The following is a 26065-nucleotide window of genomic DNA, read 5'->3' on the forward strand; positions in this document are numbered from 1 at the left end:
GTGTATGTCTCCCTAGAAAGGAGGTGATCCAGCCGCACCTTCCGATACGGCTACCTTGTTACGACTTCACCCCAATCATCGACTTTACCTTAGACGGCTGGCTCCCGAAGGTTACCCCACCGGCTTTGGGCACTTCCGACTTTCGTGGTGTGACGGGCGGTGTGTACAAGGCCCGGGAACGTATTCACCGCAGTATGCTGACCTGCGATTACTAGCGATTCCGACTTCACGTAGGCGAGTTGCAGCCTACGATCCGAACTGAGAGAGTGTTTCTCGGGTTTGCTCCACCTCGCGGTATTGCTTCCGTCTATTAACTCCCATTGTAGTACGTGTGTAGCCCAGGTCATAAGGGGCATGATGATTTGACGTCATCCCCGCCTTCCTCCGCATTGTCTGCGGCAGTCTCTCATGAGTTCCCACCCGAAGTGCTGGCAACATAAGATAGGGGTTGCGCTCGTTGCGGGACTTAACCCAACATCTCACGACACGAGCTGACGACAACCGTGCACCACCTGTTTTCTGGCTTCCGAAGAAGAGGAACCATCTCTGGTTCTGTCCATCAATGTCAAGACCTGGTAAGGTTCTTCGCGTTGCGTCGAATTAAACCACATACTCCACCGCTTGTGCGGGCCCCCGTCAATTCCTTTGAGTTTCAACCTTGCGGTCGTACTCCCCAGGCGGGGTACTTATTGCGTTAACTCCGGCACAGAAGGGGTCGATACCTCCTACACCTAGTACCCATCGTTTACGGCCAGGACTACCGGGGTATCTAATCCCGTTCGCTCCCCTGGCTTTCGCGCCTCAGCGTCAGTTTTCGTCCAGAAAGTCGCCTTCGCCACTGGTGTTCTTCCTAATATCTACGCATTTCACCGCTACACTAGGAATTCCACTTTCCTCTCCGATACTCTAGATTGGCAGTTTCCATCCCATCACGGGGTTAAGCCCCGAACTTTTAAGACAGACTGACCAATCCGCCTGCGCGCGCTTTACGCCCAATAATTCCGGACAACGCTTGCCACCTACGTATTACCGCGGCTGCTGGCACGTAGTTAGCCGTGGCTTTCTATTCCGGTACCGTCAATCCTTCTAACTATTCGCAAGAAGGCCTTTCGTCCCGATTAACAGAGCTTTACAACCCGAAGGCCGTCATCACTCACGCGGCGTTGCTCCGTCAGACTTTCGTCCATTGCGGAAGATTCCCCACTGCTGCCTCCCGTAGGAGTCTGGGCCGTGTCTCAGTCCCAATGTGGCCGTTCATCCTCTCAGACCGGCTACTGATCATCGCCTTGGTGGGCCGTTACCCCTCCAACTAGCTAATCAGACGCAATCCCCTCCTTCAGTGATAGCTTATAAATAGAGGCCACCTTTCATCTATCCTCGATGCCGAGGTTAGATCGTATGCGGTATTAGCAGTCGTTTCCAACTGTTGTCCCCCTCTGAAGGGCAGGTTGATTACGCGTTACTCACCCGTTCGCCACTAAGATTGATAGAAGCAAGCTTCCATCGCTCTTCGTTCGACTTGCATGTGTTAAGCACGCCGCCAGCGTTCGTCCTGAGCCAGGATCAAACTCTCCAAGATATCTTGAAGCTATTTGAATAGCTCATTATTTGTTGTCGTTACATTTAAGTAACTTTGAATTATGGTTGGTTTTGACTTTGTCAAAACCCGCACTCTGGCATATGTTCAATCATATGATTGATTACCTATCATTGTTCAGTTTTCAAAGATCTGTTACGTTAGGTTGTTGTCCTAACGACTTGTATAAGTATATCAGCGAAGTCTTAAATCGTCAACCTCTTTTTCAAAGATTTTTTCAATTTATTTCAACTGATTTTATACATACAATCATAACCAAATTCTCTAGAAATAGAGATAGAAAACTCACAAACCGAAGTTTGTGAGTTTTAATATGGTGACTCACCCGCGACTCGAACGCGGGACACCCTGATTAAAAGTCAGGTGCTCTGCCAACTGAGCTAGTGAGTCATGTTGGCAGGGGTGGCTGGGATCGAACCAGCGCATAACGGAGTCAAAGTCCGTTGCCTTACCACTTGGCGACACCCCTACAGTGATTATGATGTGTAGGTTATGGGGTGAGTAGTGGGGATCGAACCCACGCGTAACGGAGCCACAATCCGCCGTGTTAACCGCTTCACCATACCCACCACCTTGTAGGTATCGAAGACGTTGTCTTCGTAACAAAGAGAATTATATCTGTTCTAGAGATTTGTGTCAACACCTTTTTCTCAATTTCATTTAACTTTTACAAAGAAATCAAAAAATGTGTTATCTCTAATACAACCTCTTTCCCCTCAGAAAAATAAGGAAGCACATTCATAAGTTAAACCTTACGAATGGTGCTTCCCTATTATACATATAAATTACTTAGTTGGCAAATAGTTTTTTACAAAATTTGGCAAAGCAAAAGCAGCCTTTTGAATTTCAGCATTATAGTACTTAGTTTCAAAGTTTTGTTCACGGTTTGGAGTCCATGTTAATGGATCATATGTTTTGGAACCCAACGTGAAGCAATGCATGCCTGCTGGGTAAATTGGAATAAATGCAGTATATAAACGTGCAATTGGGAAGTGATTATTTACATACCCAAATACTTTCTCTACGAGCGGTTGATGCAACATAGGAGATTCTGTTTGTTGTACAAACAAGCCGTCTTTTTTTAGAGCTTTCAAGGTATTCTTATAGAACTCTTCAGTGAATAGACCTTCACCTGGACCAATTGGATCAGAGCAGTCTACTATAATTACATCATAATAATCTTCTGCTTCTGCCATGAAACCAATACCATCGCCAATTTTTACAGTTAATTTTGGATGGTTTTCAATCATAGCTTTAGCAATAGTTGGTAAATATTGTTTTGCCAACTCTACTACCTTGCCATCGATTTCAACCATTGTTACTTCTTTTACACAGTCGTGACGTACACATTCTCTAGCCACGCCACCATCACCGCCACCGATGATCAGTACGCGTTCAGGATTTGGATGTAAGAATAATGGAACATGACTCATCATTTCATGGTAGATGAACTCTTCACGTTCAGATGTTTGGAATACGCCATCTAATGCGAGCATTGTACCATACTCTTTAGATTTAAATACTTCAATTTTTTGGAACTCAGATTCACCTGAATATAATACTTCTTCTGCTTCAGCGCTGAGACGTAAATGAGGAGTTTGTTCCTCTGTAATCCATTGACTCATGTAGTACCTCCTACTTTTATACTACAATACGCACCGCAGGTTATTGCGATGCGTATGTATATTACTTTAATTGCTCTATTACTTAACCTTTACGGCTAATATAACAGAAACCGCCACCTAAAATGGTATCTTTCATCCAATTCGCTAACGAAAAATCTCGGATCTCACCTTCATCAAAGATGCCACAGCGAATATCATCGCCATCTCTAAAAATCTTATGAATTGGAACCCAATGCCATGTATAAAGAGCCTTTTCCTTGCCCTTATGACGATTCAAAAACGCCACAGGCACATCTTGTGCCAACGCATCATGAATAAACTGAGCTGCTGCCTCTACCTCTACACGAGAAGCACAGAAGGGAGACACATTTAACATATGTACATCATATGACAAACCTTCGTCTTCTAATAAACGAACCAGGCCTCGTTCCATCCATTGCGTTTTATAAACACCACCACCAAAGCGTGGCTTTACATATTTCCAAACTAAATTCATCCGTTCTAAAGCAAGCGTTTGATCGGATGTGGTTTCTAAATCTAATAAGCCATCCCTAAATAGCGAATAGCTCAACACTTGTGATGCCGATGTAGGACCACAACCAGACAGGCGTTGCCACTCATCTGTGAACCACTCTTGGTCATACCCATATGATGTCTTTCCGTCTACATCAATATATAGCCATTCCGGATGTTTAATAGATACATCATTCATGAGATTAACCTTCGATTACTTCAACAGTTTCCATGATAGCACCTTGATGGATACCATCAACTACATCCATACCTTCGATTACTTTACCAAATACTGTATGCACACCATCCAAATGAGGTTGTGGTTCGTATACGATAAAGAATTGGCTACCGCCTGTATTAGGACCACGATGAGCCATGGATAATGCGCCACGCTCATGTTTGTGAGGGTTACCAACTAATTCATCTTTAATTGTGTAACCAGGACCACCAGTACCATTGCCATTAGGGCAACCGCCTTGTGCTACGAAACCAGGGATTACACGGTGGAAACGAAGACCATTGTAGAAACCTTTATTGATCAGATCAATGAAGTTTTGTACTGTGCCAGGAGCTTCTTTATCAAATAATTCAATTACAATATCGCCGCCGTCAGCCATATGGATTTTTGCTTTTTTCATTGTTCAGGTACCTCCAAAATTGTACGCAACACATGTGCTGCTAATATAAAACCTGCCACTGGTGGCACAAAACTACATGTACCAGGGCTTGTTGCTTCACCTCTGAACTGCGGTTTTGTCGGTTTTTCTGTAGAAAATAAAACTAATTGTTTTTTTATGCCTCGTTTTTTTAACTCCCGACGCATAACGCGCGCAAGAGGACATGTATGAGACTTATTGATATCAGCAATCATAAGTTTTTCCGGGTAAAAGCGATTACCACCGCCCATACAAGAAATAACGGGGATACTTTCACGTTGACAAACCTCAATAATATTCAGTTTTGCCGTTACCATGTCGATGGCATCAATAACATAATCAACATGTAAGCTTTGAATAAACCCAGGATAAGATTCCTCAGTATACATAATATCATGAGTTTCTATCACCACATCCGGATTAATAGAAAGAGCTCGCGCCTTTGCGACTTCTACCTTACGCTCACCAATCGTGTCATAAGTCGTAATCATTTGACGGTTCAAATTACTAGGAGCAATGGAGTCACCATCAATAATGACGATGCGTCCTACACCGGCTCGTACTAGCGCCTCAAGGGCACCACCACCAACGCCACCGACACCAAAGAGAGCCACAGATGTATTCTTTAAGGTTTGGATTTTATCTGGTCCAACTAACCATTCTAAACGAGTTAACATATATTCCATTAATATTTACCCGCCGGAATAATTTCTGTCCAATAACCGTCTGGATCGGCAATGAAATAAATCCCCATATCAGCATTTTCGTAGGCTACAACGTCCATCTCTTTGTGTTTTTTTAGAGCTGCTTCATAGTCATCTACATAAAATGCCAAGTGGAATTCATTATCTCCCAGATTATAAGGGCGATCCCAGTCACGCAACCAAGTAAGTTCTAGCTCATGCGCTGTATATGGACTTTTTAAATATACAAGGATGAAAGCACCACTTGAATCTTCCAAACGGCGAGATTCCTCAAGTAATAAAGCCTCTTTATAGAATGCTAGACTTTTATCAAGATCCTTAACATTTATATTATTGTGCGCAAATGAAAATTTCATAGGACCTCCTAAATTAATTCCAGTATGTTTTTGTAGGAATTCTCCTCTTTTAATAGTATCACATTTTATAATTCTATAGCTAGTTAATCACAAATTTTGCTGTACTACCATCATCACCACGTGTGACCTCTAAGTGGGCAGGTATACGAGTCTTTAATTCAGGTACATGAGAAATCATGCCGATAAGGCGTCCAGAAGATTGTAATTGTACCAATGTTTCCATGGCAAGTTCTAATGTATCTGGGTCAAGAGTACCAAAGCCTTCGTCGATGAACATCGTATCCATATGAATACCACCTGCATAACTTTGAATAACATCAGCTAGGCCCAAGGCAAGGGCCATAGAGGCCAAAAAGGTTTCCCCTCCGGACAATGTGTTCGCTGGTCTTGATTGACCTGTGAAAGCATCCATAACGGCCAAATCAAGGCCTTGTTTGCCTCGACCACCACCGGTATAGTCAGACCTTTCCAAGGAATACCGACTACGACTCATCTTTTGAAGACGTAAATTGGCGGCATACACAACTTCATCTAAAATAGCACCTAGCACATATCGTTCAAAGGTTACATTTTTAAAACCTTGTTCTCCACCATTAGCGAGGTCATTTAGACGACTCAAGAACTCTACTTCATTACGAGCTTCGCCCATAGCCTTTTCGAGTTCTTCTAATGATGCTAATGTAGTTTCAATATGTTTTGTTTCTTTATCCCAAGCCGCAAGAGAACCTACCAAATTATCACGTTTCTCTACAGCCGTATCATATACTTCGTCAGAAACCGTATCACTTGGTTCTATTACAGACTGGGCTTGTTTCAAAACCGCATCATATACAGCTTGAGCTGTACTAAAAGCCTCATCCAATGCATGTAGCTCAGTTCTAAACGCATCTAAGTCCTTATAATCACCTAACGCATCTATAAAGTCATCTTCAGATACAGAAATTGATTGTAATGACTTTACATATTCTTGATAAAGTCCATCAAGATTTTTTGTTTCTTCCTGCACTTGTGCAAATAAGATTTCTAGACGCCCCCGTTTAGCATTGAGCTGTTCTTTAGCCGCATCTAGATTTGATTTACAAACCTTCACCTGCTCATCGTATTCTTTAATTTCAGTCTCTAATGATTCTATCTGTTTATGCCATGCATCGAGATCTGTAGTTGGCAATATCTTAGATAACCCATCTATCTTAGCCTGTACAGAGCTAATCTGAACCGCTACATCATGCAAATTATTAAGCAATTCATTATGACCGATTTCCAACTTTGATAATATACCTTTAGCCTCAACCAAGTCATGCTCATTTTTAGTTATAATTTTGGTCAACTGTTCAGTATCTCTACGTAAAGCTGTAAGCTGCTCCATTTGAGACGCCAAGCCTTGTTGAATTGAATCAAATGCATCTTCTGTAAAATTATCAATGGATGATTTGAGTTTAGAAACTTGGTCTTTAACTTGCTCATCTAACTCATGTAAACGAACAGATAACGTTTCTTTCTGACCAATTTCGCTAGCCTGCTTTTGCAACACCCCATCACGCACTGCACGAGCCGCTTCTATTTCCTCTTTTGTAGGATATAACTCAGGCTTAGATGCTAACTGTGGATGCTCTGTAGAGCCACATACAGGACATGGCTTATTATCTACTACTAAATGGACGAGTTCAAAAGCTCGTCCCTCTGCCATTAAATGTTCTAACCGTTCAAGCTGTATCTTTGAGTTATTTACTGTTTTATCTAGAGTTGCTAACGACCTCTCTTTAGCATCGATATCGTTTTGAACCTTATCTTTCTCTACTAACAATTCAGAATATCGTTGCAAATACCCCAACTGTTCTTGGATATGAGAAATAGATTCTAACGCTTTACTATTAGCTTGAAACTGTTTTCTCGCTTCAACTAACGCAGCTTCTAAATCAGCAACTAGCTTGTGCTGTACCTGCAACTTAGCTTCACTTTTCTCGCGGTCTTGTGTTTCTAACTGGCTATTTAATGTGCTCAATTCCTTATGTAGCACTACTAACTCATTAAACTGTTCGGCCTGCTGTTGTAATTGAGCCAACGTAGTCCGCTTATCTTGCATAGTTTCACCTTGAGATTCTAACGTTTCATAAACCTCTGTACATTTAGACTCATGTTGAGTTGCGGCCTCTACACTTTTTTTTGCATCTGAAAGTGCCATTTTCAAGGTTTTTAATACAGCCTGTTTATCACCAAGTTGTTTATACAATTCATAGCTTGCTGTTAACCCGGTGAGGAACTGAACCTTTTCATTTAAACTAGACCGCTCCTTTTCTCTTTCTTTTACCAACTCTAATTTGTTCGTAGCCTCAATAAGAGATTGTTGTACCTGATTATATAAGGCCCACTCATTGCGCAATGTATTGAACTGGTCCACTACATCTACAGCTTTATCACGTTCAACAACAAGCGTATCACGATGAGGTTCTCTATCTTTCAAAAGTTCTCGTACATGCTCAATAGTTAGTACAGGGATTTCTTCATCATGCGGAATGGATTGCAGTAATGCAGATTGTTTTGTTATATTTTCTTCAATACCGGATTTTGCTTCATCATAAGCAGATTTTAGGGCATCCTGTAATCTTCGATATAACTCAGTTCTAAAGAGTGTATGTAATAACTCCTCCCGTTCACTAGTAGAGGCTACTAATAATTTTCTAAACTCCCCTTGCGGCAAAAGTACTACTTGTAAGAATTGATCTTTACGAAAACCTATGATTCGTTGAATCGTATCCCGAATAGCAGCGGCAGAGGTAGCGATAACTTTCCACTCGCCATCTTTCATTTCATATACAGTAGCACTAGCATTCTGCTCACGCATACCTGTACCACGTTTTTTAGCTACCAATTGTTTTGGCAATCTCTCAACACGATACTGCGCCTCACCGATAGCAAAGGAAAAGTCAACACGGGTCATACGTTCAGGTTCTGCAAAATCACTGCGGATAGCATCTGTTTTTCGCACTTCTCCACTAGGTTCGCCATATAAGGCATACACCATCGCATCTAGTATGGATGTTTTCCCTGCCCCCGTAGGACCAGAGATAAGAAACATGGAGTGATCTTGGAGTGCACTAAAGTCCAAGGTAACCGAATCGCGGTACGGACCAAAGGCTTCTATAGTTAAGGATATAGGCTTCATTTAGTCCTCCTTTAGAATTCGATCCCACACAGAGTTGATGTATTGTTGCTCACGCTCTGTTAATGGTTCTTTCCACACGGTTTCGGCAAATTGATTAAATAATTCACGCTCGTTTAACTCTTTAAAAACTGCATCCCCCATGTCTGCCATAGGCGCTGCCACACGACCGACCAGGTCAATTGTCATACAGCGATGATAGACTTGGCGCAACTTAGCCATCCCATCCATAATAGGCATCGTATCGAGCAATCGGGCCTGCACATAATCCTCTTTATGCTTATCCAGTAATTCCTTATTGTTTAGCAAATCTTCAAAATAGCCTTCCAATATTACAACGTCACGCTTCGCCTCTACAGGAATGGTGCTAATATCTACGTTACCTTTTATATTCATATCAATGATAGTAAAAGACTTCTTCTGCGTATGCTCATCAAAGGAATATTTTAAAGGCGATCCGCTATAACGAATATAGTCTGCCCCCATTCGTTGAGGCCCATGCAAATGGCCAAGGGCTGTATAGTGAAAGTCTTTAAAGACTTGTGGACTTACTTGTTCACTACCACCGATAGACAAGGTACGTTCAGAGCCACCTACATCACCGCCCATTACAAAGGCATGACTAATAGCAATGCTGCGCAACCCCTTTGGCACTTGATTGCGTAAATGGTTGCTCCAAGCCTGATACATTTGGTTATAGTTGTGTAGATTTAGACCAATTTCATTATTTGAGCCTAAATTTCGTGCGACTTCGTCAGTTATTTCGGTATCAGCAGAACATGTATCTGCCATGTCACTACTAGCAAATAAAGAGTCTTCAACAACATCTACAGATGCTTTTTTAGATTTAGAACCCTTAGTTTTTGTTTTAGCCTTCGCCGCTTGTATTTCTACATTTTCTATATTTTGAATAGTCTCTAAGGAGATATTAGTAGAGCCAAAGCCTAATGCATCCCCAATGCGACGAGGCTCGCTAAATGGCATAGGGCAAATGGCCACTTTGCCATCAGGGCCTTCAAATTCAAAGGGTTGTAATGCGTGATGTGGGGATCCCCAAATATGGATTCCTGATTGACTTAACATAGAGCGGCCCACCTCAAGGCGTTCTGCCCCATCGTGGTTACCACTTACCACGAAGAGCGGCACCTTATAATCCATCGCGAGACGAGTAATGATGGAGTCCCACAACTCAACGGCTTCAATCGGTGGCACTGCTCTATCAAAAATATCCCCTGCTAGCAATATGCCATCAATTTTTTCATCTTTCAAAATAGTAAAGAACTGATTCTCCAACACATGAGCTTGATCATCTGTTAAGTACTGACCATAAAAAATACGTCCTAAATGCCAATCAGCAGTATGTAAAAAACGCATTTTATCCCCCTTTCCAGCTCTCCCTATATCTTATGTAATGTAGTTATATAAATAATTATATAACTAAGACTGCGTTTTAGCTTAATTATTGATTCTCTACAATAGAGCGCAACATAGCAATTTCTTTTGCATAACCATCTAATTCGTTTGGCGTTTCTAAATAAAACGGCAAGTTCGTCAATTTAGGATGTGTCACAATACGAGCAATGGCATCGATACCGATGTGACCTTCACCAATTTTTTCGTGCCGATCTTTATGAGCGCCCATAGGATTTTTAGAGTCATTCAAGTGAATGGCTTTCAAACGATCAAGGCCAACGATGCGGTCAAATTCATCAATAACACCATCAAGATTATTGACGATATCATAACCACCTTCGTGAATATGGCATGTATCAACACATACGCCCATGTATTCTTTTAATTTCACACCGTCGATGATGCGAGCAATTTCTTCAAAGCGAGAACCAATTTCTGTGCCCTTACCTGCCATGACTTCTAAGAGAACTGTTGTTTTCATGCCAGGGAATAAGATTTCATTCAAGCATTCCACGATATATTCGATGCCTTGATCTACACCTTGCTTTACATGGCTACCAGGGTGAAAGTTATACATTTGGCCTGGTAAATATTCCATACGCTCTAGATCTTCTGTCATGGCTTGTTTTGCAAAAGCTCGCAAATCTTCTTTTGCTGCACATGGATTATACGTGTAAGGTGCATGAGCTAATAAGGTGCCAAAGTTATGTTCTTTCATATACGCACTCAAGCTATTCATATCCTCTACATCGAGGGCACGCATACTACCCCCACGAGGATTGCGCGTGAAGTATTGGAATGTATTACCCCCAATTTTGGTAGCTTCCTTCCCCATGTTTAAATAACCTTTACTAATTGATAAATGACTGCCGATGACAAACATAATACTCCTTTATATATGATTCTAAAAATCTTATTGCTAAATACTTATGAAATACTAATTAAATACTAACTAAAACGATGACCAATAGAAATAACTAATATAACCCCTACCGTGAAGGAGCCCTTCGCGACAGGGGTTATGTATTAATGGCTTTCTTTTTTAGCACACTCAGGGCATACACCTTCAAAGGTAATATGTTGACCTGTGATTTGATACTCGCTACCTTGATCAGCAATTGTTTTGATAGCTTGTAAATCAATGCCCATCATATCCTCTACCTTGTTGCAACGGATGCAACGGATATGGGAATGAGCTTGTGTGTCCCAATCGTAATGAGCGCGCTCATCACCTACTTCTAAAATTTTTACAAGACCGATTTTTTCAAAAATCTCCATCGTCTTGTACACGGTTGCCAAGCTCATGCTTGGATGTTCAGGGCGCAACGTATGATACAACATTTCTGCTGTTGGATGATCATGATGACCACGCAATGCATCATAAATCGCAATACGTTGTGGGGTCACTTTAAACCCTTGGCTACGCAGAATTTGTGCGATATCCATAATACTCTACTCTACCTTTCTCCACTTGGAAATCTATAAGGCATCGACCATTATCGGCCATTCACAAGAAATAATTATTATCTATTATATCAGAATTCTCAACACTTATCAAGATAGATAGTATTAACTATTAAGTAATAAAAAATGTGGATTGCTCGTAAGCAATCCACATTTTATTAGTCTTTAAAGTAAGGTTTGAAACCTTCACCTTGATGACGAGGTTTTCTATCACCACGTGGACGATCAGATCTACGATCATCTCTGCGGCGGTCATCACGACGTTCACCTCTGCGATCATCGCGGCTGCGACGAGGACGATCATCACGACGACGATCCCCATCACGACGGCGATCACCATCTCTACGACGGTCACCACGGCGTCGGTCACTACGGCCACCTTCACGGCGACGGCGTACGCGCAATGGTTTTTCTTCTGTAATATTTACAGGAGTTGTATCTGGTTCTTTTGTTAACAATTTAAGAGCTGCCGCCAAAAGTGTTACGGAATCTGTATCATTCAACAATTCCTCTGCACTAGATTTGAATGGCGCTAATGCTTCTAAATTATCTGTCATTTCAACGAGGCTTTCAATTGCCAAACGTTGTTGACCTTCAAGAACTTCACCTAAGGAAGGTGCACGGCGGCGTGCAATTTTACGTTTTGTTAAACGCTCGATAGCATGTAAATGCTCCATTTCACGAGGGATAACGAACGTGAAAGCTTGACCAGCTTTACCAGCACGGCCTGTACGACCTACGCGGTGTGTGTAGCTTTCAGGATCTTGAGGCATATCGTAGTTATATACGTGAGATACGCCAGAAATATCAAGACCACGAGCTGCCACATCAGTAGCCACGAGAATATCGATGGTACCTTCGCGGAATTGACGAATTACGCTGTCCCGTTTTTGTTGAGACAAATCGCCATGGATGCCTTCCGCCATGTAACCACGTTTCTTAAGACCTTCAGTTACTTCATCAACACGACGTTTTGTACGTGTGAAGATAATAGCAAGTTCAGGTGTTTGAATATCGAACAAGCGGCAAAGAACATCGAATTTTTGACGGTCTTGCACTTCGATATAATATTGTTCAATTAAGTCCATCGTAACTTGAGTCGGTTTCATACGAATCAATGTTGGCTCTGTCAAATATGTTTCAGCTAATTGTTGGATAGCTTTAGGCATAGTTGCGGAGAACAACAATGTTTGATGGTCTTCTGGGATAGCACCCAAGATTTTATTGATATCATCAACAAAGCCCATATTTAACATTTCGTCGGCTTCGTCCAATACCACAACTTTCACATGGTCAAAGTGGATAGAACCACGATCCATATGGTCCATCAATCGGCCTGGAGTGGCAACGATGATTTGTGGATTTTTTTTCAAGGCACGGAACTGACGATTAATATCTTGACCACCATAAATAGGTAGTGCTGTGATATTCGTGTATTGAGCCATTTTATTGAGCTCTTCAGCTACTTGGATAGCTAATTCTCGTGTAGGGGATAAAATAACTACTTGAACGTGACGCTCATTCCCGTCTACGCGTTCCAATACAGGCAAGCCAAATGCGGCTGTCTTACCAGTACCTGTTTGAGCTTGACCGATCATGTCTTTACCGCTCATGGCTACTGGGATAGCTTCCTGTTGAATTGGCGTAGGCTCTTCAAAGCCCATATCGTTTAACGCTCTTAGAACAGGTTCGCTAATCATTAATTGTTCAAATTTTTCTAACATCTAAATGTGTTTCCTCCTATCGCGCACGAATTATGCGCGTTAGAATAGTATATCATATTTCGAAGGTGAGCGCTATAAGAGTAATTGCCAATCTAAACTAAATAGACTTTCTTCTCTCTCTTAACTGTTCTATTAAAACAATTCCACCTGATACACAAAGGAAAACAAGGTATGATAAATGAATAGGCGTATACAAGCATTCAACAAGAACAACCCATAGAAGTAATAATAATTTAGAAATCCATTTTGTTGTTATTCTATCAGCTATCATAAATATAGATAAATTGATAATTATTTTAATGATTATCGCAGCAATAATAACGATTGACGTAAATTCTTCTCTATAATCTGTCAGTTCATATAAGGGATATAATAAATAACTCAAAAGAGCGCTAAGTATTATTAAGAACCAAATATTGAGTCCCTTTAAAAGTTTAGCTTTACTATAGTAAAAGACTCCAACCAAAAGAAAGAGTAAAACACTAAGTAATATTCCTATAACTAATAGATAATCTAAATGAATCATGGTTTATACTGTCCTTTAATCATTTTCACCAGTCTCTTTTACAATACACTCTTAAATATTCTTAATTATAGCATACGGCAGCTCCACACTTATTAGATACTGATCCTCTATATTATGCACAAAAAAGGCACCTCAAAGGAGGTGCCTTCTTATTATGGTTTATTGAAGAATTCTATATTATTAGTCTAAGATAATAAAACAATATATATTTTTTATTTAGAATAATACCTTCCTAAACGCATAGATGCAAACAGTAATAAACATCAGCATCGAAAATGCGGCAATGAGTCCACGATTGTAATATATACTATCTCTTTTTTGAAAATATCCTGTACACAGTGTAACAAGTGTAAAAATAGTCCAAATACTTCCATAACTCACAATTACTGTATAATTTCTATCAATTATAATTTTAAGAATCAGTAGAACTAAACTTATAAGAGAAATAATAGACAAATATTTTGTTAAACTACCAAAAACTCTATGTTTTTTTATATATTCATACTCTTCATTAATTGAAGTCTTACGAATTTCAAGTTTATATAAGGCTATTCCCGATATGATAGATGCAAAAACAAACGTACTACCTAATATTGTTAATCTACTCATCTTTTACCTCATTTTTCATCGACGATACTTTTCTCGTATTCAAGCTTTCTCTTTACTACTTAAAGAATATATCTTTAAACGCATAAGCAGAGCCTACAGCACCGAATAATATTGAAGCAATAGCAATAATCCCACGTTTATAATACAAACTGTCTCGCTTTTGAAAAAATCCTGTACACATTATAAAAAGTAGAAAGAATGCCCAAGCCCCTCCAAATCGTGACATAAACTCATAATCTTTATAGACTAAAAAGTTAAGGTTTAATAGCAATATACTCACAATTGCAATTATTGTTAAATACTTGGTTAAATTACCAAAAGCTCTATGCTTTTTGATATATTCATATTCTTCATCAATGACACGTTTACTAAGCTCAAGTTTATACAACCCTATACATAACGATATAGATGTGAAAATCCAAAAATATCCTAATATTTCAAATTTGTTCATTTTTTACCAGTCTCTTTTACAATACACTTTTAGATGTTCTTTATTATAGCATACGGCAAATCCACACTTATAAGATACTGATTTCCTATATTATACACAAAAAAGGCACCTCATTCGAGGTGCCTCATTGTTATAGTTTATGAAAGAATTGTATGGTATTAATCTACTATATAAGTAAAAATATAATTTAGGTATAATATGATTAAAAGAACGCACTTCAAAATACCGCCAATAATTAAGCAATGCCTGTTAAGAAATTACGATTTAATGAACTTTCTAAAGTAGTATAAAAGGAATATACAATGAAACCATTTGCCCTAAAACGATTCGTATTATTGCCGCTGATTATACTATCCCTCATACTAACAACGGGTTGTCATCTTCTATCACATTATAGTGAAGATGAGGTACAACAATATATAAATAAGAATTATCCTAATCTAACATATCACTTGGAATCTCATAGGAACAATACATGGCAAGTCACCTTTGACAAGTATCCCCAAATGCCCATTGAAATATCTGAAGTCTTGCACACCTCTGCACCTGTTGTACCACAAGTTGATCGAATACTGACAACCAACATTCCGCTGATAACTGCATTTCCATTAATGAAAAACTATCTAACGGCAGAGGAGTTATCCTATGCCACATATGATACATCTTCTTTGTATATTGAAATACCTATCCCTTATTCAGCCATACAAAACCAAGATATAACAAATTTTTACAATCGCATGGATCAATTCTGCAAAGAATATGCTAAAACATATCCAGATTTCAAAAAAGAGATATTTATTAGGATTATCATAAAACCTGCTGATGGTTCTGATTCGCCGGAAGAATATAGAAGAGTATTCCGTTTATCCCACTATTAATAAAACAGGTGCCTCCTAAGAGGCACCTGTTTCATTTATGAAACAATATTGCCATTTGATATTCTAGAAATATTATATGTGACATCATTTCACACTATCATCAACAATTCTTATAATCCTCCTAAAGAAATCATATCCACCATTTATATAATCGCCCATTCCCACTTCCCTATCTTTAAAATATGGTGAAATAGGAAGATAGCCCCACACAACACCTAATCCTCCACATAAATTGCGGCCACCGTCTCCACCTTTATAGGAAAATTCATCTTCATCATATACGATTTCTCTACAATACGGATCATCACCTATAATCAAGCCAAAAAAGTTTTCCTTTTCTAATGTATACTCTCCATCATTATCCATCCATTCCATATGCTTTAAATTCATAGAGAAATCTATATTGTTGCCCCATGGAAAGATAGTTCTACACCCCTTGCCAGCTAAATACTCCCACTCTCTTTGTGTAGGCAAAGAATATCTATTATCTTTTATATCCTGTAAAAGTTTCTTAAATGTTGTTTCTTCATAAAGTTTGCCACACCAATTGCTATCGTCTGTTTTATATAAACAAACAGTGTTGTGCACCATCACTTCAGAAACACCTTTTTCCTCAGCTTTTTTTATCATGTTTTGCCATGCTTTATTTTGTGTAAGCATATCATCTGGAATAAGACTCCAGCAGGTCTCACTATACTCTTTTTGTACCAATAATGGATGGATTACAAACTCATCTTCTTGAGTAAAATTATGTTTAAAATACGTTTCTATGTTGGATAGTACTTCTTCATCTTCTAGTGTTTCCCTAATCTTAGTTTGAACATCGTCTTCACTAAAGATTTCCTCTTCATATCCCTCAACAAATGGATAGGCAAGCTCCGCTAAATTTTCATCATTAAAAATATCCTGAAATGGTTTATTTTTAAAATCAAACCCTAACGTAACAGTATCTCCAGGAACAAATACAAAGTCTATACCATCATGTGAACGATATACCGCCGTATATATGGATTTCCCAAAGGCAGTAAATTCTTTAAAGCATATTAATTCTAAATTATACATTTTCCCAATCTTATTTAATAATTCCATTCTATCGCTAGTAGATAACAAATCATATTGGGGATTATACAATTTTTTGATGGGAATAGGATTCATTAATTTGATACTCCTTATTTTTATCTAGTACAAATATTCTTTACTATGCATTTACTCTATTTACTTAAGTATTGTCTTAGGGTTTGATTTTCTAATGGCCCTAATTGTAGCGCCTTCCTATTTTTAATCGCATTAATAGCTAATGCTTCAAAGGTATCTTTATCAAAATCAGAAAACTCATTAAAGGAATTAAACACTATAAATTGTTGATTCAATAAGTTAGGTAATACCTCTAAGTCTTTCGTTCTTACTGTATCTAGTTCATTTCGTGCATAAGATTCATATCTCTCATCACCTGAATTATTCTTGCTAAACCGCCCTATATCAAGATTATTAGAATAATAGCTATATATAGCTTTCTGAGAGAAATCAAGTTTAGTCAATTTTCCAAATTCAAAATTATAATAAGCGTTGTTTCTATAAATATGTTCACTACCATACTTACCAATAATAGTTCCTGTAGAAAGATCAACTATATCATTATGCTTAACCATATCTTCCTTTCTATACGATACATAGAAAGGTAGCTTTATAGTATATCCAGCGTGTGGGCCTGTATATCGTTTCTCACTATCAAAAAAGATCTCATGCCATATATCTCTATCATTTTCATCAAGACTAGAAATATTAGGGTATAACTCATCAAGACTCACATTAAAATGTGTTTCTTTAGCATCTATTCGAGGAATGAAAGTATTATATTTATTAAGATCTTTATTCCAAGCATCTAACAAACTTACATTTTCATCAAAAATACCAATACCGTCTAACGTTATGTAATAAAGTTTATTATCTACCTCATGAACAGCAACTACATTATCAGCAATCTTATGTTCTTCATCGTCATAAAATAATGCACTATTACGAAATTCAGTTAAATGAATGGAGCTATTTTTAAAATCACTACTACCAGCTAACAATAAAATTACTATTACCATTAAAGTAATATAAATTAATAATATGGCAGCAACAACACAACCAATCCATTTCAATACTCGCTTTGAATTCATAGGCACCCTCTCAAAACAATATCTATATTGATATTACCTAATAGTTTTCTATTTTTGGTTTACTACTAAAAAAATACATCACGAAATGCATACATATATACAGCAATAAATATCAATATCGATAATATAGCAATAAGCCCCCGTTTAAAATATACACTATTTGTCTTTTGTAAAAATCCTGTACAGATTGTGAGAAGGCCCATAACAACCCATCCACCCCCATAAGTCATAATGAATTCATAATCTTTATAGATTATAAACCTAAGATCTATTAAAACTATACTTATAATACTGATTATAGTTAGATACTTTGTTAAGGGACCAAAAATTCTATGTTTTTTTATATATTCATAGTCTTCGTCAATGATATGCTTACTTATTTCAAGTTTATAAAGTATTACACTCAACACTATAGATACAATAATAAACTCAATACCTAATATATCTAATTTACGCATTATCTCTCCAGTCTCTTTTACAATACACTCTTAGTTGGTCTTAATTATAGCATACAGTATACATCCATATTTAAGAAACTACCCTAAAATTAAACGTAAAAGAGGCACCTCTTACGAGGTGCCTCTTTGTTATAGTTTATAGGAGATTTGTATTTTATTAATCTAAATCGTAGAAACCAGATGGTTTATCGCTCAAGTTAATAATGATATTTTTCATTTGAGTGTAGTGTTCAAGGATAACCTTGTGAGTTTCACGGCCTATACCAGATTGTTTATAGCCACCAAATGGTGCACCTGCTGGGATGGAGTTATATGTGTTAACCCACATACGACCTGTTTCGATTGCTCGAGCTACGCGGATTGCACGGTTAAGATTTTGTGTGAATACACCGCCGCCAAGACCGTATAAGCTGTCATTAGCTTGTTCGATCACTTCTTCTTCGCTGTGGAACTTAATTACAACAGCTACAGGGCCGAAGATTTCTTCGCGAGCTACGCGCATATCGTTTGTAGCATCTACGATAAGTGTAGGTCTAATGAAGCAACCTTTACCAAGTTCGCCGTCAGTAACGCGTACACCACCAGCTGCAATGCGAGCGCCTTCTTCTTTAGCAAGTTCTACATAACTAAGTACTTTTTCAACTTGAGCTTCGTAAATCAAGGAGCCTAGTTGTGTAGATTCTTCCCAAGGCAAACCAACTTTTACTTTATCAAATAATGCGGAAAGTTCAGCTACGAATTTATCATAAATTGTATCTTGTACGAAGATACGAGAACCTGCACAGCATACTTGACCTTGGTTGAAGAGGATACCAAGCATTGCCCCATCAAGAGCTTGTTTCCAGTTTGCATCTTCAAAGAAGATATTCGCAGATTTACCACCTAATTCCAATGTAGCTGGAATCAAGCGTTCAGATGCTGCTTTATATACATCAAGACCTACTTCTGTAGAGCCTGTGAAAGCAAGTTTACTGAAGCCAGGATGATCAAGGATATATTGACCAGATTTAGAACCTTTACCAGTTACGATGTTCACAACACCTGCTGGCAAGATGTCTTTCAAAATATCGCCCAATACTAAAAGGCTAAGGGATGTATGGCTAGAAGGTTTAATAACAACTGTACAACCTGCTGCAAGAGCTGGTGCCAATTTCCAAGCAGCCATTAGGAATGGGAAGTTCCAAGGCACGACTTGACCTACAACGCCAATCGGTTCGCGAACGATGAGGCTCAAGGTATTTTCATCAAATACTTGTGCAGAGCCTTCTTCGGAACGAAGTACACCAGCGAAGTAACGGAAATGGTCAGCACCAAGTGGAATATCTACGTTCAAAGTTTCACGGATTGGTTTACCATTGTCATATGTTTCAACTTGTGCCAAGTACTCTTTGTGCGCATCAATAGCGTCAGCAATTTTTAACAAGTAATCAGCGCGCTCTATTTGAGATACTGTTTTCCAAGTTTTAAAAGCTTCTGTTGCAGCGTCTACCGCTTTATCAACATCGTCTTTCGTAGCCTCTGCACAGATAGCGAGTTGTTCGCCATTAGCAGGGTTATATACATTAAATTCAGCGCCGTCAGATGCAGCTACCCATTCATTATTAATTAAAAGTCCATATCTTTCTTTAAGGTTCAAGCTCATAGCATTACCTCCTATGTAGGAATATAGATTGAGGAAGATTTCCTCTGTGATTTCATCATACGCCTTATATCTAAATATTTCAATCAGATATATCATTTTCGATATATCTGTTCTGCATTATTATACATAGTTTTAAGTTATATAGAAAAACCGCACCCTCAAAATCCATAGAGAGTGCGGTTTTGTGTACAATGACTTTTAGTCAAGTGTATTTCTCAATAATATAATTCAATTGATACTAATTGTTTTGTCGACCACCATTGTTGCGGCCATTATTACGGTTATTGTTACGACCGATGTTTCGACGTTGTCCGTTGTTATTTCTGTTTCGGTTATTATCGTTATTCTTTGGCTTTTCTGGTTGTAATGCTTTTACAGATAAACCGATACGATTGCGTTTTACATCAACAGAAATAATTTGAGCTTCAATGATATCGCCTACAGCCAGCACATCAGATGGATGTTGGCGACTGTTACAGAGTTCACTACGATGTAAAAGACCATTAGTTTTAAGACCAAAGTCTACAAAGGCACCAAAATCAACTACGTTGTGAACAGTACCTTTTACCACAGTACCAACCTTGATATCTTCAAGGCTTACTACATGTTTTCTAGTAAGTGGTGCAGGCAAATCTTCACGAGGATCACGACCTGGTTTTGCCAAAGCCCCTAAGATATCTCGTACAGTCGGTACACCTGCATCAAGTTTTGCAGCCATTTTTCCGGCATCTACAAGCGGTAATTTCACTTGTAATGCTTCTAGTTGCGCTTTATCTTGCAAATCTTTCAAGGTAAATCCTAATTCACCAATTATGCGTTCTGCCAATTCATAAGACTCAGGATGGACAGATGTATTATCTAGTGGATTTTTACCGTGTTGCAAGCGAAGGAAGCCCGCACATTGTGTGAACGCTGCAGGACCTAAGCGAGGTACTTTCAACAATTCCTTACGGCTTTTAAATACGCCATTCTCTTGACGGTATGCAACGATATTTTTAGCCACTGTACTAGAGATGCCCGCAATATGTTGCAAAATAGCAGGAGATGCCGTATTGAGCTCTACCCCAACGTGGTTTACTACAGTTTCAACCACTTGATCTAACGTATGGGTCAATTGTTTTTGGTTTACGTCATGTTGGTATTGACCTACGCCGATAGATTTAGGATCAATCTTAACAGATTCCGCCAATGGATCTTGCACACGCCGTGCAATAGATACGGCACCGCGTATGGTTACATCTAAATCTGGTAATTCGTCGATAGCCAATTTAGATGCAGAGTATACAGATGCACCAGCTTCATTGGTGATGATGTAGTGACAATCTAATTTTTCCTCTTCAATCATAGTAGATGCAAACTGCTCTGTTTCGTAAGATGCAGTACCATTACCAATGGATAAGAGCGTAACCTTGAATTTACGGATTTTATCAGCCAATACCTTTTGCGCTTCTTTGCGAAGCTTTTCACTATTCGTTAAGTAGTAGGCACCATAATCTAGCACATTACCTTGTTGGTCGATGATAGCCATCTTACAACCAGTACGGTAACCAGGGTCAAGACCCATGATAACATGACCGGCCAAAGGCGGTTGTAACAATAGGTTCTTAAGGTTTACACCAAATACCTTGATAGCTTGCTCATCTGCATTTTCCGTCAACTCATTGCGTATATCACGCTCTAGAGCAGGGAAAATTAGACGTTTGTACGCATCGGCTACTGCAGCCGCTTTATAGTCTCCGAAAATAGACTTTGGATTTTTCTCTAACTTTTGCACCATATAAGCAACATATGTATCACCTGGTACTGTAAGGGCTAATTTCAAAGCCCCTAATTTTTCACCGCGATTAACCGCCAAGATACGGTGAGATGGCATTTGACGAACCGGTTCAGCATATTCTGCATATTGCAAGAACTGTTGTTGCACCTCTTCATCACCAGTCAACTCAGCTTGAATAAAGCCTTCGTTCCACATCTTTTTGCGCAAGTAAGCACGGAAGTCTGCACTATCACTAACGATTTCCGCTACGATATCAGACGCACCTTGAATAGCATCCTCTGGTGTGGGCACCTCTTCCGTTACAAAGTCTTTAGCAATCTCTAAAGGATCACCAGCGGTAACCGTATCGTTAAGGATCATGTCCGCCAACGGCTCTAGGCCTCGTTCACGGGCAATCATAGCACGTGTGCGTTTCTTAGGACGGTATGGTAAATACAAATCCTCTAACTCTTGAAGCTTTGTTGCGGCTTCTAAGGATTTCATCAACTCGTCGGTCATCTTTTCTTGCTCTGTAATAGATGCAATGATTTCTTGGCGACGTGTTTCCAAATTGCGCAGATATTTAATGCGTTCTTCAATGGTGCGCAATTGCTCATCTTGCAATTCGCCTGTTACCTCTTTACGATAACGTGCAATAAATGGCACCGTATTGCCTTCGTCCAATAATTCTACGGCAGCTTGCACCTGCTTTGGCTTAACATTTAATTCACTGCCAATAATGGCAAACATTCTTTCACTCATTTAGATGCCTTTCTGCGATAGGTTACAAAACGATGAGGATATTTGTTCTTTTCATCCACCACGCCGTCTACTACGGAATCAATGGTGAAAGCCTCCTCTGGAAACTCTGGGAAAAATGCATCCCCTTCAAATTCGTGGTCTACTTCTGTAATGTACATCGTATCCACGTAAGGCAAGAAAGCCTCATATACTTGAGCACCACCAAGGACATAGGCCGCATCAAGAGCACGTGCTGCTTCTGCAGCCGCCTCAGGACTATGGAATATCTTAACCCCTTCTGGCGCATCAAAGCCCTTATCACGAGTAATCACCCAGTGCTCACGATTTGGCAATAAGAACGGCAAACTTTCAAAGGTCTTACGGCCCATAATGATGACATGACCTGTCGTTTTTTCTTTAAAGAATTTCAAATCATTCGGCAAGTGCCAAATCAAGGTATTATCTTTACCAATCACACGATTATGTGCTACGGCTACGATTAATGCTAACATACTGGCCTCTTTCAATTACTACTATACGGCAACAGTCATAAATGGAATACTATTTAGCAATGGTCATGAATACACTGCTATACAGCAACAGTCATGGATAATTTACCTAAATGTTCATACCCATCTAATGTAACGTCCTCTGGTGTGAAATCATAAAAGTCTTTCACCTCAGGGTTTACAACAATCTTAGGTGCTGGCAACGCTTGATCGCGACGTGCTAACTGCTCGCGCAATGCTTCTACATGGTTTTCATAGACATGAGCATTGTTGATAACATGAGTAAATTTACCAGGTTTAAGACCTGTTACTTGGGCAATCATGCATTGTAATGCTGCATATTGAGCGGTATTGAATGGAACGCCAAGGCCCATATCGCCACTGCGTTGGATGAGCATACAGTTCAAGTGTCCATCAGCTACATCCCATAATGTTTCATACGCACATGGTTGCAATGCCATATCATCTAAATCTTCAATATTCCATAAAGTGACAATCATACGACGGCTATCAGGATTTTCCTTGATTGTCTTGATGAGATTATCAAGTTGTTTATACTTTGCAATTTGGTAACCATAGGCCTTACCAATGGTACCATCTTCACGCATCCACTCATCCCATACACGCACGTTCATTTCTTGCAATTTGCGTACATCGTTGGACTGCATTTGCCAAATCCACAACAATTCTTTTACTGCCGTTTTGAAAGCGACAAACTTTGTAGTCAAAATAGGAAATTCCTCTTGCAAGTCAAATTGCATAATTTGATGTGGCAATTTATAGGTTGCAACACCGGTACGGTTTTGACCATACGTGCCGTGTTCTAAAATATTTTCAATAATACCGAGGTATTGTGTATCTGCTAGACTCATATATCCCCCTAAATCTATATATAATACGTCGAATAATACTAACCTATATCTTACAATATATAGTACTATCATACTAAAAAATACATAGTACTACCATATATACAGTAAAATTTATTATCCCTTATATTCTGCAATGGCCTGTAAAAAACTGAGGCCATATTTTTTCAATTTTGCTTCCCCTACACCCTTAACATTGCCAAACTCACCTAATGTAGTGGGTCGTAAATTGGCAAGGTCAATAAGGACTGTATCGGGGAAGATAAGATATGGTCGAAGCCCTGCCTCTTCGGCTAAGCGCTTGCGATGTTGTCGTAAATGTTCAAATAAACCACCCGGGCCGGAACTAGATTTTCCTCGTGATGTAGTAGACGTAGACCGACTAGTTCTAGATGGTACAGACACATGTTGTCTGATTTCCTCCACCTCTTTATGCCCTCTGAGGACCTCCTCAGCACCAGCCGTCAAGGATAGTACAGGATATTTACCGGACGAACTACGCAAATAACCAGAAGCTACAAATTGTTGGATGAGCCCTCTAATAGATTTCTCGTCTACATTACTTAGTAAACCAAATACAGGGAGCGCGTCGTGGCCTGCCCGCATAATACGATCAGTTCGCTCACCGCGCACGATAGAGGTAATCATAGAGGCACCATAGCGCTCATCAGTGCCCATAATAGCACGGAAGATAGCCTTCGCCTCTTTCGTTACATTTACCTTATCACCGGAGCCTTTACAGGAACTACAATTATCGCAAGTAGTCCAAACGGTGCTTTCACCAAAATAGTTAAGCATATATTTACGTAAACAATTACTGCAGAAACAGTAATCAATCATAGACTGTAACTTGCGGAGTTCCACCTCTTGTCGCTCAGGCGTCTCGATGGACTGTTCAATCAAATACTTATGAACCTGTACATCCTGCCCACTGTAGAGCAAGATACATTCTGCAGGAGCCCCATCGCGACCTGCACGGCCTGCCTCTTGATAGTAAGACTCCATATTGCGCGGCATCTGGTAATGCAACACATAGCGCACATTACTCTTGTCGATGCCCATACCAAAAGCATTGGTAGCCACCATGACCTGCAGTTTATCATCTGCATAAGCATTTTGCATCTCACGGCGCACCTCATCGCTGAGCCCCCCATGATAATGGCCTACCTTAATGCCTGCACGGGTTAGATTTTCGTACACTCGATCTACATCCTTACGCGTCGCACAATAGATAATACCATTTTCGTTGGCATGTTGGCGTACATAGTGAACCACATAATCCATACGCTTTGGTGTACGGATGACAGAGAAAGACAAATTAGGCCGATCAAATCCCGTTACATACACATTAGCCTTATCTAATCCTAATAATTTCTTGATATCATTTTCTACATATTTTGTAGCCGTCGCCGTGAAAGCCCCTACGATAGGACGCTTCGGTAGTGAGTTGAGCCACTCACCGATAAGGCGATAGGACGGTCTAAAGTCATGGCCCCACTCGGAGATACAATGGGCCTCATCCACAATGACTTGAGCTATAGGCAACGCTCGTAGCACATTGCAGAAGAAATTAGAACCTAGTCGCTCCGGCGCAATATATAAGAGTTTAATCTTACCGCTACGCACTTCGTACATCGTTTTATTAAACTCCGCTTGCGTAAGCGTACTATTGATCAGCGCTGCTGGTATATTCTGCACTAACAAGCCATCTACTTGGTCTTTCATAAGAGAAATCAGCGGCGAAAACACGATAGTAAGCCCCGCCTTGCAGAGTGCAGGTATCTGAAAACAGATAGACTTACCAGCCCCCGTCGGCATGATGCCAATTACATCTTCATTGCGTAATAAGGATGCAATGGGAGCCTCTTGAGCCGGTCTAAAGGAGGTGTACCCAAAGTAAGTTTCTAGCATGCGTAGTGCTTGTTGTTTTGTCACAACTGGTTGTTTTAGATTTTCTTGTTTTCTTGTCCCCTGTTGATCCATGAGTACCTCCTTTCACGTGTCATTTTTCCATTCTATTATTTTATCATATTTCGAGTATTTTCGGTTTATTAGTATATACGATTTATAGGTTAACCGTCTAATGCCCAAGATGAAAGTATATGCTTAAAATTCGTATAGAAATCAATAGAATCTCACAAAATTTTTACACTCTAAAGTGCTAATATATGATACAATAAGAATTATTTATAATACTATAGAATGAAAATTTAACCTAAAATTTAATCTAAAATTTAACCTAAGGAGGT

The 26065-nt window shown here is 39.4% G+C and carries 22 protein-coding genes, 3 tRNA genes and 1 rRNA gene; 1 reads left to right on the plus strand and 25 read right to left on the minus strand.

The window, feature by feature from the left end:
- Positions 1-16: 16 nt before the first annotated feature.
- From VCHSUH04_RS00005 to VCHSUH04_RS00085, 17 genes are all read right to left on the minus strand, one after another.
- Positions 17-1579 (minus strand): 16S ribosomal RNA (locus tag VCHSUH04_RS00005).
- A gap of 332 nt (positions 1580-1911) precedes the next feature.
- Positions 1912-1987 (minus strand) — tRNA-Lys (locus tag VCHSUH04_RS00010).
- A 4-nt stretch (positions 1988-1991) separates the two neighbouring features.
- Positions 1992-2066, minus strand: a tRNA-Gln gene (locus VCHSUH04_RS00015).
- Positions 2067-2090: 24 nt separating this feature from the next.
- Positions 2091-2166, minus strand: a tRNA-His gene (locus tag VCHSUH04_RS00020).
- Positions 2167-2382: 216 nt separating this feature from the next.
- Positions 2383-3222, minus strand: coding sequence for a polyamine aminopropyltransferase (speE, locus tag VCHSUH04_RS00025; protein WP_060924501.1), 840 nt, complete (start codon positions 3220-3222; stop codon positions 2383-2385).
- Between the two features lie 82 nt (positions 3223-3304).
- On the minus strand, positions 3305-3934 hold the full coding sequence (locus VCHSUH04_RS00030; protein ID WP_060924502.1) for a hypothetical protein: 630 nt from the start codon (positions 3932-3934) through the stop codon (positions 3305-3307).
- A gap of 4 nt (positions 3935-3938) precedes the next feature.
- Positions 3939-4373, minus strand: a complete 435-nt coding sequence (locus tag VCHSUH04_RS00035) for a peptidylprolyl isomerase (protein WP_105084853.1) — start codon at positions 4371-4373, stop codon at positions 3939-3941.
- Positions 4370-5077: a ThiF family adenylyltransferase gene (locus VCHSUH04_RS00040; RefSeq protein WP_105084854.1), complete on the minus strand. Its 708-nt coding sequence runs from the start codon at positions 5075-5077 to the stop codon at positions 4370-4372. Before VCHSUH04_RS00040 ends, VCHSUH04_RS00035 begins: the two co-directional genes overlap by 4 nt.
- Entirely contained in the window at positions 5077-5451 is a 375-nt protein-coding gene (locus VCHSUH04_RS00045) for a VOC family protein (protein ID WP_105084855.1), read from the minus strand. The genes VCHSUH04_RS00040 and VCHSUH04_RS00045 overlap by 1 nt, the downstream gene beginning before the upstream one ends.
- Before the next feature lie 79 nt (positions 5452-5530).
- Positions 5531-8614 (minus strand): AAA family ATPase, encoded by a 3084-nt coding sequence (locus VCHSUH04_RS00050; RefSeq protein WP_105084856.1) that lies wholly within the window; start codon positions 8612-8614, stop codon positions 5531-5533.
- Positions 8615-9985: an exonuclease SbcCD subunit D gene (locus VCHSUH04_RS00055; RefSeq protein ID WP_105084857.1), complete on the minus strand. Its 1371-nt coding sequence runs from the start codon at positions 9983-9985 to the stop codon at positions 8615-8617.
- Between the two features lie 85 nt (positions 9986-10070).
- Positions 10071-10907, minus strand: a complete 837-nt coding sequence (locus VCHSUH04_RS00060) for a deoxyribonuclease IV (protein WP_009351073.1) — start codon at positions 10905-10907, stop codon at positions 10071-10073.
- A 143-nt stretch (positions 10908-11050) separates the two neighbouring features.
- The gene (locus VCHSUH04_RS00065; protein WP_005385669.1) at positions 11051-11470 is read right to left on the minus strand and encodes a Fur family transcriptional regulator; all 420 of its coding nucleotides are present in this window, start codon (positions 11468-11470) and stop codon (positions 11051-11053) included.
- A 176-nt stretch (positions 11471-11646) separates the two neighbouring features.
- On the minus strand, positions 11647-13212 hold the full coding sequence (locus VCHSUH04_RS00070; RefSeq protein WP_060924507.1) for a DEAD/DEAH box helicase: 1566 nt from the start codon (positions 13210-13212) through the stop codon (positions 11647-11649).
- 97 nt (positions 13213-13309) lie between these two features.
- Positions 13310-13738, minus strand: coding sequence for a phosphatase (locus VCHSUH04_RS00075; RefSeq protein ID WP_105084858.1), 429 nt, complete (start codon positions 13736-13738; stop codon positions 13310-13312).
- A gap of 216 nt (positions 13739-13954) precedes the next feature.
- Positions 13955-14347: a hypothetical protein gene (locus VCHSUH04_RS00080; protein WP_105084859.1), complete on the minus strand. Its 393-nt coding sequence runs from the start codon at positions 14345-14347 to the stop codon at positions 13955-13957.
- Between the two features lie 55 nt (positions 14348-14402).
- Complete coding sequence (locus tag VCHSUH04_RS00085) at positions 14403-14798, minus strand: hypothetical protein (RefSeq protein ID WP_105084860.1); 396 nt, start codon at positions 14796-14798, stop codon at positions 14403-14405.
- 302 nt (positions 14799-15100) lie between these two features.
- Here VCHSUH04_RS00085 and VCHSUH04_RS00090 point away from each other — a divergent pair, with 302 nt between their 5' ends.
- Entirely contained in the window at positions 15101-15676 is a 576-nt protein-coding gene (locus VCHSUH04_RS00090) for a hypothetical protein (RefSeq protein ID WP_105084861.1), read from the plus strand.
- Between the two features lie 84 nt (positions 15677-15760).
- Here the strand turns inward: VCHSUH04_RS00090 and VCHSUH04_RS00095 are convergent, their stop codons facing one another.
- From VCHSUH04_RS00095 to recQ, 8 genes are all read right to left on the minus strand, one after another.
- The gene (locus tag VCHSUH04_RS00095) at positions 15761-16831 is read right to left on the minus strand and encodes a hypothetical protein (protein ID WP_105084862.1); all 1071 of its coding nucleotides are present in this window, start codon (positions 16829-16831) and stop codon (positions 15761-15763) included.
- A gap of 56 nt (positions 16832-16887) precedes the next feature.
- The gene (locus tag VCHSUH04_RS00100; RefSeq protein WP_105084863.1) at positions 16888-17841 is read right to left on the minus strand and encodes a hypothetical protein; all 954 of its coding nucleotides are present in this window, start codon (positions 17839-17841) and stop codon (positions 16888-16890) included.
- 65 nt (positions 17842-17906) lie between these two features.
- The gene (locus VCHSUH04_RS00105) at positions 17907-18299 is read right to left on the minus strand and encodes a hypothetical protein (protein ID WP_105084864.1); all 393 of its coding nucleotides are present in this window, start codon (positions 18297-18299) and stop codon (positions 17907-17909) included.
- A 157-nt stretch (positions 18300-18456) separates the two neighbouring features.
- Positions 18457-19941, minus strand: a complete 1485-nt coding sequence (locus VCHSUH04_RS00110; protein ID WP_105084865.1) for an aldehyde dehydrogenase family protein — start codon at positions 19939-19941, stop codon at positions 18457-18459.
- Positions 19942-20179: 238 nt separating this feature from the next.
- A complete protein-coding gene (locus VCHSUH04_RS00115; protein WP_233188206.1) occupies positions 20180-22459 on the minus strand; it encodes a Tex family protein in 2280 nt (759 codons plus the stop codon).
- Positions 22456-22950: a dihydrofolate reductase gene (locus tag VCHSUH04_RS00120; protein WP_105084867.1), complete on the minus strand. Its 495-nt coding sequence runs from the start codon at positions 22948-22950 to the stop codon at positions 22456-22458. The genes VCHSUH04_RS00115 and VCHSUH04_RS00120 overlap by 4 nt, the downstream gene beginning before the upstream one ends.
- A gap of 77 nt (positions 22951-23027) precedes the next feature.
- Positions 23028-23819, minus strand: coding sequence for a thymidylate synthase (locus VCHSUH04_RS00125; RefSeq protein WP_105084868.1), 792 nt, complete (start codon positions 23817-23819; stop codon positions 23028-23030).
- Between the two features lie 114 nt (positions 23820-23933).
- Complete coding sequence (gene recQ, locus VCHSUH04_RS00130; protein WP_105084869.1) at positions 23934-25799, minus strand: DNA helicase RecQ; 1866 nt, start codon at positions 25797-25799, stop codon at positions 23934-23936.
- Between the last annotated feature and the right edge of the window lie 266 nt (positions 25800-26065).

Source organism: Veillonella sp. T14073-2 (genome assembly GCF_002959875.1).
In the GTDB taxonomy this organism is placed as follows: Bacteria; Bacillota; Negativicutes; order Veillonellales; family Veillonellaceae; genus Veillonella; species Veillonella infantium.